We start from the raw sequence: 11,960 nt of genomic DNA on the forward strand, positions 1-11,960 counted from the left end.
AAGGAATAATCAGAACACTAATGGCGATGAAAAAACTGTTGGTCGCATCACTTTTACTCGGTAGTAGTGTTGCGCAGAGCGCGGAACAATTTGTAGTTGATGATATTCGTTTCGAAGGTTTACAGCGCGTTACGCTGGGTGCGGCATTATTGAAAATGCCGGTCCGTGTTGGTGATGACGTTGATGAGCGTGATGTCTCGGAGATGATTCAGGCTCTTTTTGCTTCTGGCAATTTTGAAGATATTAAGGTCTACCGAGATGGAAATGCGCTTTTAATCAAGGTCCTTGAGCGTCCGACTATTGCCAACATTACATTCTCTGGTAACAAAGCGATCAAGGAAGAGCAACTTAAAGAGAACCTAGACGCTTCGCGAATCTCGATTGGTGAAGCCTTGGATCGAACCACCCTGAGTAAGATTGAAAAAGGCCTCGAAGATTTCTATTACAGTGTCGGTAAATATAATGCGACGGTAAAAGCCGTTGTTACCCCACTGCCGCGTAATCGTGCCGATCTGAAATTTGTCTTTACTGAAGGTGTGTCGGCAAAAATCCAGCAGATTAACTTCATTGGTAATGAAGTCTTTTCTGATGATGATTTGCGCGACAAGTTCAACCTACAGGCTGAAGTGCCGTGGTGGAACTTCCTGGCAGATGAAAAGTACCAGAAACAGGTACTTGCCGGCGATTTGGAAACGCTGCGCTCCCAGTATCTAAATAATGGCTATCTCAAATACAAGCTTGATGCGACCCAGGTTGCTATTTCACCGGACAAGAAAGGTGTGTATATCACCCTGAAGGTCAATGAAGGTGAGCAGTATAGCGTTAAGGATGTGAGGCTACGTGGCGAGCTGGTCGGTAAATCAGACGAGCTAAATAGTTTGGTTACGATTGATACCGGCGACATCTATAACGGCGCTCGAGTTACGGCACTGGAAGAAGGCGTGAAGCGTAAACTGGGCGAACTTGGTTATGCCTACCCGCAAGTAACGACGATCCCTGAGTTTGATGATGAAAACCAGCAAGTTTCGCTAATTGTGAATGTTGAGCCGGGTAAGCGTATCTATGTCAGAAACATTTCGTTCTCTGGAAATACTTCAACCAAAGATGAAGTCCTGCGTCGTGAAATGCGTCAGATGGAAGGTAGCTGGCTGAACTCGAAGTCTGTTGAGCGGGGTAAAGAGCGTCTAAACCGTACCGGTTTCTTTGAGACCGTTGATGTGCAGACGGTACGTGTGCCGGGTAGCGACGATCAGGTTGATATCAAGTACAACGTGAAAGAGGCAAACGCTGGTAATATCAACTTTGGTATTGGCTACGGTACCGAGTCGGGTATTAGCTTCCAGGCGGGTATCCAGCAGGATAACTTCCTTGGGACGGGTAATCGCTTCGGCATTAATGCGATGATGAACGATTACCAGAAGAACGTCAGCTTAGAATACCGTGATCCGTACTTTACCCTCGATGGTATCAGCCTTGGTGGTAAGGTTTATTACAACGAGTTCGAAGCTTCTGATGCCAATATCTCTGACTATACCAACCAGAGCTACGGTACCAGCCTGACCTGGGGTTTCCCGTTTGATGAACTGAACTTTTTCGAGTTTGGTCTAGGCTATGACCATAACAAGATCTCGAACACTCAAGAATACTACCAGATTGAGAAGTTCAAGAAGATCCACGGCTTTAACCGTGGTGAAAATGTGATTGAACTTGATGACTTTGACTGGTCGATTTCGTGGACACGAAATAACCTCAATCGGGGGTATTTCCCGACGGCGGGTAACCACCAGCGGGCCTCGTACCGGATGACGATTCCGGGATCTGATGCCCAGTACTTCAAAGCGCAGTATGATGTTCGTCAGTACTTCCCGCTGAATGAAGGCCATGATTTCAGCTTATTGCTACGCGGTAAGTTGGGTTACGGTAACGGCTACGGTACAACAGACAATGGCAGCGATCACCTGTTGCCGTTCTATGAAAACTTCTATGCCGGTGGTTTCTCTACCCTGCGTGGCTTCCGCTCCAATACCGTCGGTCCGAAAGCGGTATACGTAGGTGGTTGTGAGTCGGGCGGTGCCGGCGGTGGCAATAATAATTGTGCCACGGGAACCGACGATGCGGCTGGTGGTAACGCCGTTGCATTGGCCAGTATGGAGCTGATTGTACCGACCCCATTTGCTTCAGAAGAAGTTCGTAACCAGATCCGCACCAGTGTTTTTGTTGATGCCGGTACGGTTTGGGATACGGAGTATGATTTAACCGAAGAGGACGGAAGGTACCTACATGACTATTCCGATCCGTCATTGATCCGTGCGTCATATGGTGCAGCCCTGCAGTGGATGTCGCCAATGGGGCCGCTCGTATTCTCGATTGCTCGTCCGATCAAGAAATACGATGGTGATGATGAAGAGTTCTTTACCTTCACTATTGGACGAACATTCTAAATTTTTGAGGAGATTCCCTTTGAAACAGTGGATTAAAGCGGCAAGTCTTAGCCTGGTAATTTTGTCTTCATCAATGTATGCGCATGCTGCTGAAGCGGCGCAGAAAGTAGGCTATGTCGCAACTAGTCAGGCAATGGCTCAGCTGGCAAAAAGGTATAATGTGGCTGAGAAGCTACGTGGTGAGTTTAAAGATCGCATTGACGAACTTCGTGGCATTGAAAGCCGCATGAAAACCAAAGTCGATAAGATGAAGCGTGACGGTGAGCTAATGAGCTCAAGCGAGCGTACTAAGCTTCAGCGTGAGATGGCCTCGCTTGAGTCTAACTACAAACTGAAAGCGAAAGCTCTGCAGGAAGATCAGCGCCGTCGTGGTGCTGAAGAAGAGCAAAAGCTGGTGCAGAAAATCCGTCAGGCAATTCAGGACGTGGCAAAACGTGAAGGTTACGACATTATTGTTGATGCCAATGCAGTGCTTTACGCTAGCCCGAAAGATGATTTGTCTTCGAAAGTGATTTCTGCCGTTAAATAAGGCTATGGCCAACATAACGGGTAGTAAGAAGGGCGCTAGACCCTAATCATGAGTCGAAAGTATAGGGGGTACTTTGGTACACTTCTTACTTTCGACTTGTTTTATTTGGGCTTATCCTAAACTGGTCTTACCAAGCGGAATGATATTCTGGTCGCTAGGATAGAATTACCGGTTGGTAGGCTTAGGTAGCACCAACAGAAGAATATATAACGAAAGGTTACGAATGGCTGGAATTACTCTTGCTGAACTAGCAGACAAACTGGGTGCTGAGCTTCGCGGCGATGGTACTGTTGTCATTGAATCTATTGCCGGTATGGCGCAAGCAGGTGAGGGGCAAATCACTTTCTTGTCCAGTAGCAAATACCGCAAGCACCTAGCAGAATGCCAGGCTTCGGCGGTTATGCTTAAAGCCGGTGATGCGGAATATTTTGCAGGTAATGCCCTTATCATGGCAGACCCGTACCTAGGCTATGCATTGGTTGCGCAACTATTAGATACGACACCGGCTGCGGCCACTGACATTGCGCCAACAGCGTGCATTGCAGAAGATGCTATTATTGGCGAGGGTGTGGCGATTGGCCATAACGCAGTCATTGAGTCTGGAGTTCAGATCGGTGACAACGTGCAGATTGGTGCCGGCTGCTTCATTGGCAAAAATGCCGTAATTGGTGCAGGAACCAAGCTCTGGGCCAATGTCACTATCTACCATCGTGTTGTGCTTGGTGAGAAATGCCTGGTTCAGTCTAGTACTGTTATTGGTGCTGATGGCTTCGGTTATGCGAACGACAAAGGCGAGTGGGTGAAGATCCCGCAGCTAGGCTCTGTCCGTATTGGCAACCGTGTGGAGATCGGTGCGTGTACCACGATTGACCGCGGTGCACTGGATGACACCATTATCGAAGACAACGTGATCATCGATAACCAAATGCAAATCGCCCATAATGTGCAAATCGGATATGGTACCGCGATGGCGGGTGGTACTATTGTTGCCGGCAGTACCAAAATTGGTAAGTACTGTATTATCGGCGGTGCGTCAGTTCTTAATGGTCACATTGAAATTGCCGATGGCGTAACAATTACCGGTATGGGCATGGTGATGCGCAGTATCGAAGAAAAAGGGATGTACTCATCGGGTATCCCATTGCAGCCGAACCGTGAATGGCGTAAGACTGCAGCACGTACCATGAAGATTGACGAGATGAACAAACGTCTCAAATCAGTTGAAAAGATGTTGGCGGACAAAGGCGAATAGTGCCTGACCGGCTAATTCTGAAAGTAGGCCTACATATGTAGGCCGCTTTAGTTTCAACTGAACACCATTTTAAAAATTTGACTAGACAGGAATTTAGTTTTGACTAGCGAAAATAAAACGCTGAATATCACAGAAATTCAAGAGCTTCTACCGCATCGTTATCCGTTTCTGATGATTGACCGCGTAACTAACTATGAAGAAGGTAAAACACTGACGGCGATTAAAAACGTGTCTGTGAACGAGCCTCAGTTTACCGGCCACTTCCCGAAGATGCCGGTATTTCCTGGCGTGATGATCCTTGAAGCCATGGCTCAGGCGACAGGCCTGCTGGCATTTAAGACCTTTGGGGCGCCGGCAGAAAATGAACTGTACTATTTTGCAAGTATCGATAATGCGAAATTCCGTAAGCCGGTAGGTCCTGGTGATCAGCTGGTTATTGAAGTGGAATTCCTGAAGGAGCGTCGTGGTATTGCTATGTTCAATGGCGTAGCAAAAGTCGACGGCGGTGTGGTTTGCTCTGCTGAGCTAAAATGTGCAAGACGAGAGTTTTAATGATTCACGAAACTGCCCAAATTCACCCGTCAGCCGTTGTTGAAGAGGGTGCAATCATTGCTGCTAACGTAAAAGTTGGCCCATTTACCTACATCGGTGCAGATGTTGAGATCGGTGAAGGTACCGAAATCATGTCGCATGTTGTTGTCAAAGGCCCGACCAAGATTGGCCGTGAGAACCGGATTTTTCAGTTCGCTTCAATCGGTGAAGAGTGTCAGGACCTGAAGTTTGCTGGCGAGCCGACCCGTTTGGAAATTGGTGACCGCAATACTATCCGCGAGAGCGTGACGATGCACCGCGGTACGATTCAGGATAACGGCATTACTAAAGTCGGCAGCGATAACCTGTTTATGATCAATGCCCATGTCGCTCATGACTGTGTTATTGGTGACCGCTGTATCTTTGCCAACAATGCGACCCTGGCTGGTCACGTGACGATTGGTAACCAGGCGATTATCGGCGGCATGTCGGCAATCCACCAGTTCTGTACGATTGGCGATCACTGTATGCTGGGCGGCGGTTCAATCGTGGTTCAGGATGTGCCTCCGTACGTGATGGCACAAGGCAACCACTGTGCGCCTTTCGGTATTAACGTTGAAGGCCTGAAGCGTCGTGGCTTTGAAAAGGCAGAGATCAAAGCGATCCGTGCCGTATACAAAGCCTTGTACCGCTCTGGTAAGACGCTGGCAGAAGTGAAGCCTGAAATCGAAGAAATGGCCAAAGAACATAAGTCTTTGGATCTGTTTGTTGAATTTTTCGAAAAATCCACTCGCGGTATTATTCGCTAATTATGACGAAGCCACTTCGAATAGGAATTGTCGCCGGGGAAATCTCCGGCGATATTTTAGGTGCCGGTTTTATTAAGGCAGTCAAACAGCAATATCCGGATGCCGAATTTGTCGGTATCGCCGGCCCACGCATGCAGGCCGAAGGCTGCGACACGCTGTTTGATATGGAAGAGCTGGCGGTCATGGGGATTGTCGAGGTCTTGGGACGTCTGCCACGCCTGTTTAAAGTCAAGGCCGAGCTGGTGAAATACTTTACCGATAATCCGCCGGATGTATTTGTCGGTATTGATGCGCCAGATTTTAACCTGCGTTTGGAACGTGACTTGAAGCTACAGGGTATCAAGACGGTGCACTATGTCAGCCCGTCGGTGTGGGCGTGGCGTCAGAAACGTATTTTCAAAATTGAAGCCGCGACCAACCTGGTACTGGCCTTCCTGCCATTTGAAAAAGCGTTTTACGATAAGTTCAACGTGCCTTGTGAGTTTGTCGGCCATACTATGGCAGATGCGATCCCGCTGCAAACCGACCAACAGGCAGCCAGAGATTTGCTTAACCTCGACAGTAGCAAGCGCTGGCTCGCGGTGTTGCCTGGTAGCCGCGGCAGTGAGATGGGCATGTTGGCAGCTCCGTTTATTGAAACCTGCAAGCTGCTTAAGCAAAAACACCCTGATTTGGGCTTTGTGGTTGCTCTGGTGAACCAGAAGCGCCGCGAGCAGTTCGAGCTGGCTTGGCGAGAAACTGCTCCAGAACTTGATTTTGTGCTGGTCGATGATACTGCGCGTAACGTCATGACGGCGGCGGATGCGGTATTGCTGGCGTCAGGTACGGTGGCGTTGGAATGCATGCTGGTCAAGCGCCCGATGGTGGTTGGCTATAAAGTGAAGCCACTGACAGCATGGCTGGCAAAGCGAATGCTGAAAACTAAATATGTTTCGCTGGCAAATATTCTGGCCGATCGTGAACTGGTGCCCGAACTGCTCCAAGATGATTGTGTGCCAGAAAAGTTGTGTGCGGAAGTCGATCGCTTTTTGACCGCAGATAACAGCGAGCTGATGGCTGAATTTTCCCGTTTGCATCAGCTGATCAAGTGTGATGCAGACAAGCAGGCGGCGACAGCTGTCCTGAAATTGATAGATAGATAAATATGGCAACCATTCTAGAACCTTTTGAGTACCCACAGGCTAATCTGATTGCCGGGGTGGACGAAGTTGGCCGTGGGCCGCTGGTGGGGGCGGTAGTAACTGCTGCGGTGATCCTTGATCCGAACAATCCGATTGAAGGTCTGACCGACTCGAAGAAACTGAGCGAGAAAAAGCGCAACGCCCTGTTTGATGAAATCAAAGAGAAAGCACTGGCGTGGTCATTAGGCCGTTGTGAGCCGGAAGAAATTGATCAGCTGAACATTCTTCAGGCGACTATGGTTGCCATGCAGCGTGCGGTGGCCGGGTTGGCCGTGCAACCTGACTACGTGCTGGTAGACGGCAACAAAATTCCCAAGCTGCCGATGGCGGCTCAGGCGGTGGTAAAAGGGGACTTACGGGTCGCCGAAATCAGTGCCGCATCGATTCTGGCTAAAGTCACCCGTGACCGGGAAATGGAAGAGCTGGATGCCCAGTATCCGGATTACGGTTTTGCCAAACATAAAGGCTACCCGACCAAAGTGCACTTTGAAGCGTTGGAAAAATTCGGGGCAATTGAACAGCACCGTAAGAGCTTTAAGCCGGTTAAGCGTATCTTGGGTATCGACTGATCCCTCGCTGAGCGTATCTATATTGCTGGCTTAATGGTCATTAGTTTTATCGTTAAGCCACATTCGGTGATGATTGTAGTCCTTTGGGCTATAATCCTCGCTAATTATCAAGAACACATCAAATCTGGTTAGTCATGGCTGAACCTCGTTTTATTCATCTTCGTGTCCACAGTGATTTCTCTATGGTGGACGGTCTGTCCAAAGTCCCGCCGCTGGTAAAAAAAGTCGCGGCTATGGGGATGCCTGCAATGGCATTGACCGACTTTACCAACCTGTGTGGTCTGGTTAAGTTCTACTTTGCAGCCCACGGTGCCGGGATGAAACCAATCATCGGGGCTGACTTCAAGGTCATGTCGGAAGAAATGGGCGAGGAGCTGACGGATCTGACGGTTCTGGCCGCTGACAACGATGGCTACCAGAACCTGACCATGCTGATCTCCAAAGCTTACCAGCGAGGCCATGTCCAGCACCTGCCGGTGATGGATAAAGAGTGGCTGGTTGAGCACAAAAAAGGCCTGATTTTGCTGTCCGGCGGCAAGAGCGGTGATGTCGGCAAGGCGTTGCTGAAAGGTAACCAGGCGATGGTTAGCCAGTGCGTCGAGTTTTACCAGACCCATTTTCCGGATAGCTACTACCTGGAACTGGTACGTACCGGTCGCGCCGATGAAGATGCTTATCTGCACTTTGCGGTTGAGTTGGCCGAGCAGGCTGAATTGCCGGTTGTGGCGACGAATGATGTCAGGTTTATCTCCCCGGATCAGTTTGATGCCCACGAAATTCGGGTAGCGATCCATGACGGCTACACCATGGTGGATCCAAACCGCCCTAAGCTGTACAGCGATCAGCAGTATCTGCGCACCGAAGAGGAAATGTGCGAGTTGTTCTCGGACATTCCCGAAGCGCTGGAAAACAGTGTCGAGATTGCCAAGCGCTGTAATGTCACTGTGCGCCTGGGCGAGTATTTCCTGCCGAACTTCCCGACGGGTGATATGACCATCGAAGACTTCCTGATCAAGGAGTCTGAAGAGGGGCTCGAGCGACGGTTGGCGTTTCTTTTTCCTGACGAAGAAGAACGAGCCAAGCGCCGTCCTGAATATGACGATCGCCTGAAAGTCGAGCTCGACGTTATCAACCAGATGGGATTCCCTGGTTATTTCCTGATCGTAATGGAGTTTATCCAGTGGTCGAAGGATAACGATGTGCCGGTAGGGCCGGGACGAGGCTCGGGTGCTGGCTCGCTGGTCGCCTATGCCCTCGATATCACTGACTTGGATCCGCTGGAGTTTGATTTGCTGTTCGAGCGATTCCTGAACCCGGAACGTGTCTCCATGCCCGATTTCGATATCGACTTCTGTATGGACAAGCGTGATCAGGTTATTGATCACGTGGCGGAGATGTATGGTCGTGATGCGGTATCGCAGATTATTACTTTCGGTACCATGGCGGCGAAGGCGGTAATCCGCGACGTTGGCCGGGTACTGGGCCACCCGTATGGTTTTGTTGACCGTATTTCCAAGCTGGTGCCTGCCGAGCCGGGTATGACGTTGGCTAAAGCCTTCGATGCCGAACCGCAGTTGGGTCAGGTCTACGAGTCGGACGAGGAAGTCAAAGCGCTGATCGACATGTGCCGCATCCTTGAGGGTGTAACGCGAAATGCCGGTAAGCACGCTGGTGGCGTGGTGATCTCGCCAACCACCATTACCGACTTTGCACCGTTGTACTGCGATGCCGAGGGGGGGAACCCGGTAACCCAGTTTGACAAGAACGACGTAGAAACGGCGGGCCTGGTCAAGTTTGACTTCCTGGGTCTGCGTACCTTAACAATCATTGATTGGGCATTGGGCATGGTTAATCCGCGCCTGAAAGCCAAAGGCGAGGAGCCGGTTAACATTGCGGCGATCCCGATGGATGATCCTAAGTCGTTCGCGATGCTGCAACGCTCGGAATCCACCGCGGTATTCCAGCTTGAATCCCGCGGGATGAAAGATCTGATCAAGCGTCTGCAGCCAGACTGCTTCGAAGATATGATCGCATTGGTTGCCCTGTTCCGTCCGGGGCCACTGCAATCGGGCATGGTAGATAACTTTATCGACCGTAAGCACGGCCGTGAAGCCGTATCTTATCCGGATGAGAAGTGGCAACACGACTCGCTGAAAGAAATTCTTGAGCCAACCTACGGCATCATCCTGTATCAGGAACAGGTTATGCAGATCGCCCAGGTTCTATCTGGTTACACCTTGGGTGGGGCGGATATGCTTCGTCGTGCTATGGGTAAGAAAAAGCCGGAAGAGATGGCCAAGCAGCGTGCTACCTTTGAGGAAGGGGCAGTGAAGAACGGCGTCGACGGCGAGTTGGCGATGAAAATCTTCGACTTGGTAGAAAAATTTGCCGGTTATGGTTTCAACAAATCTCACTCTGCTGCTTATGCATTGGTTTCTTATCAAACGCTGTGGCTAAAAGCGCACTATCCGGCTGAGTTCATGGCGGCGGTAATGACTGCCGATATGGATAACACCGACAAGATCGTTGGCCTGGTGGATGAATGCCACCGGATGGAACTAAAGCTGCTGCCGCCGGATGTGAACAAGGGGCTATACCGCTTCAATGTTGACGACAATGGGGCGATTGTCTACGGCATCGGTGCGGTCAAAGGGGTTGGTGAAGGCCCGATTGAAAATATTATCGAAGCCCGTGAGAAAGGTGGTCACTTCAAGGATCTGTTTGACTTTTGTGCCCGTATCGACACTAAGAAAGTCAACAAACGTGTACTTGAAAAGCTGATCAAAGCAGGTGCTATGGATCGCCTGGGACCAAACCGTGCCGCGATGATGGCAACGCTTGATGACGCTATCAAAGCGGCCAGCCAGCATCATCAGGCTGAGGCTTTTGGCCAGACTGATATGTTCGGGGTGTTGACTGCAGCGCCGGAGGAAGTCGAGCATGCCTACGCCAATATTCCCGAGTGGCCGGAGAAGGTGTGGCTTGAAGGCGAACGTGATACCTTAGGCCTGTACCTGACCGGCCACCCGATCAACGCCTATGTGAAGGAGTTGAAGCATTATACGACCTGGCGACTGAAAGATGCCCATCCGACCGGACGTGACAAAGTGGTGACCGTGGCGGGGTTGGTGATTGCGGCTCGGGTGATGACCACCAAGCGGGGGACCCGGATCGGCTTGATGACCCTCGATGACCGTTCGGGGCGAATGGAGGTGATGTTGTTCTCAGAACCTCTGGAACGCTACCTGGATCTGCTTGAAAAAGATAGAATACTCGTGGTTTCTGGACAGGTCAGCTTTGATGATTTTAATGGTGGCCTTAAAATGTCGGCCAGAGAAGTGCTGGATATCTCAGAAGCCAGAGAAAAGCACTTAAGAGGACTTGCCATCTCAGTGACTGAGAGGCAAATTGATGAACAGTTTTTTGAACGCTTCAGCCAAGTGCTGGAGCCACACCGTGCAGGTACTGTACCTGTTCATGTGTATTATCAGCGCTCGAATGCGCGTGCCAAGTTGACCCTCGGGACTGAATGGCGCGTTACCCCAGCAGATCAATTGATTACCGATCTCAAAATATTACTGGGTGAAAAGCAAGTAGAGCTTGAGTTTAATTAAATTAGCCCACAGTTATTGGATAGAACAAATAATCGTGAGCAAAAGGATTGAAGTGGTATGAGCCTGAACTTCCTTGAGTTTGAACAGCCGATTGCGGAACTAGAAGCAAAAATTGAAGCACTGCGTGATGTGTCACGCCGTGAAGAATCTGCATCGGTTGATTTAGATAAAGAAATTGAACAGCTAGAAAAGAAAAGCCTTGAGCTGACCAAGAAAATTTTTGGTGATCTTGGTGCATGGCAGGTTGCTCAATTAGCCCGTCATCCACAGCGTCCGTATACCTTTGACTATGTTGAGCATATGTTCACAGAGTTCGATGAGCTGGCGGGTGACCGTGCGTTTGCCGATGATAAGGCGCTGGTCGGTGGTATTGCCCGTCTTGATGGCCGTCCGGTAATGGTGATTGGTCACCAGAAAGGTCGTGAGACTAAAGAAAAAGTATTGCGTAACTTTGGCATGCCTAAGCCTGAAGGTTACCGTAAGGCACTTCGCCTGATGAAAATGGCAGAGCGTTTCAAAATGCCAATCATCACCTTCATTGACACAGCCGGTGCCTATCCGGGTGTTGGTGCTGAAGAGCGTGGTCAGTCGGAAGCGATTGCAACCAACCTGAAAGAGATGGCGGGTCTGACGGTACCGGTTATCTGTAACGTTGTCGGTGAAGGCGGCTCTGGTGGTGCACTTGCTATTGGTGTCGGTGACTGCGTGAACATGCTGCAGTACTCAACCTATTCTGTGATTTCTCCGGAAGGTTGTGCATCGATCCTATGGCGTGATTCTGACAAAGCGCCTCAGGCTGCAGAAGCGATGGGTATGACGGCAGATCGCCTGAAAGAACTTGAGCTGATCGATAACATCATCGAAGAGCCTTTGGGTGGCGCACACCGTGATGTGGCGGCGATGTCTACGGCACTGAAAGCGCAGTTAGTGGCGACGCTGAAAGAGCTGGAAGCATTAGATACTGAGGCATTGCTAGAGCGTCGTTACCAGCGCCTGATGAGCTACGGTTACTGCTAAGCTTTGCTAAGCTATTA

The 11,960-nt window shown here is 50.1% G+C and carries 9 protein-coding genes; all 9 read left to right on the forward strand.

Features of this window, described 5'->3' with window-relative positions; translation table 11 throughout:
• The first annotated feature begins 20 nt into the window (after positions 1-20).
• The 9 genes from bamA (at position 21) to accA (ending at position 11,943) form a co-directional block, all read left to right on the forward strand.
• Entirely contained in the window at positions 21-2,441 is a 2,421-nt protein-coding gene (gene bamA, locus MD588_RS21390) for an outer membrane protein assembly factor BamA (protein WP_265699755.1), read from the forward strand.
• A 19-nt stretch (positions 2,442-2,460) separates the two neighbouring features.
• Positions 2,461-2,970 carry an OmpH family outer membrane protein gene (locus MD588_RS21395; protein ID WP_265699756.1) on the forward strand — a complete coding sequence of 170 codons (510 nt, stop codon included), beginning with the start codon at positions 2,461-2,463 and terminating at the stop codon, positions 2,968-2,970.
• A 223-nt stretch (positions 2,971-3,193) separates the two neighbouring features.
• The gene (gene lpxD / locus MD588_RS21400) at positions 3,194-4,222 is read left to right on the forward strand and encodes a UDP-3-O-(3-hydroxymyristoyl)glucosamine N-acyltransferase (protein WP_265699757.1); all 1,029 of its coding nucleotides are present in this window, start codon (positions 3,194-3,196) and stop codon (positions 4,220-4,222) included.
• Between the two features lie 99 nt (positions 4,223-4,321).
• The gene (fabZ, locus tag MD588_RS21405) at positions 4,322-4,774 is read left to right on the forward strand and encodes a 3-hydroxyacyl-ACP dehydratase FabZ (protein WP_265699758.1); all 453 of its coding nucleotides are present in this window, start codon (positions 4,322-4,324) and stop codon (positions 4,772-4,774) included.
• Positions 4,774-5,562, forward strand: coding sequence for an acyl-ACP--UDP-N-acetylglucosamine O-acyltransferase (gene lpxA, locus MD588_RS21410; RefSeq protein ID WP_265699759.1), 789 nt, complete (start codon positions 4,774-4,776; stop codon positions 5,560-5,562). Before fabZ ends, lpxA begins: the two co-directional genes overlap by 1 nt.
• 2 nt (positions 5,563-5,564) lie before the next feature.
• Positions 5,565-6,704 carry a lipid-A-disaccharide synthase gene (lpxB, locus tag MD588_RS21415; protein WP_265699760.1) on the forward strand — a complete coding sequence of 380 codons (1,140 nt, stop codon included), beginning with the start codon at positions 5,565-5,567 and terminating at the stop codon, positions 6,702-6,704.
• Positions 6,705-6,706: 2 nt separating this feature from the next.
• Positions 6,707-7,312: a ribonuclease HII gene (gene rnhB / locus MD588_RS21420; protein WP_265699761.1), complete on the forward strand. Its 606-nt coding sequence runs from the start codon at positions 6,707-6,709 to the stop codon at positions 7,310-7,312.
• A 134-nt stretch (positions 7,313-7,446) separates the two neighbouring features.
• Positions 7,447-10,926 carry a DNA polymerase III subunit alpha gene (gene dnaE, locus MD588_RS21425; RefSeq protein ID WP_265699762.1) on the forward strand — a complete coding sequence of 1,160 codons (3,480 nt, stop codon included), beginning with the start codon at positions 7,447-7,449 and terminating at the stop codon, positions 10,924-10,926.
• Between the two features lie 57 nt (positions 10,927-10,983).
• Complete coding sequence (accA, locus tag MD588_RS21430; RefSeq protein ID WP_265699763.1) at positions 10,984-11,943, forward strand: acetyl-CoA carboxylase carboxyl transferase subunit alpha; 960 nt, start codon at positions 10,984-10,986, stop codon at positions 11,941-11,943.
• The last annotated feature ends 17 nt before the right edge of the window (positions 11,944-11,960 follow it).

The organism is Photobacterium obscurum, from assembly GCF_026191635.1.
GTDB lineage: Bacteria > Pseudomonadota > Gammaproteobacteria > Enterobacterales > Vibrionaceae > Photobacterium > Photobacterium obscurum.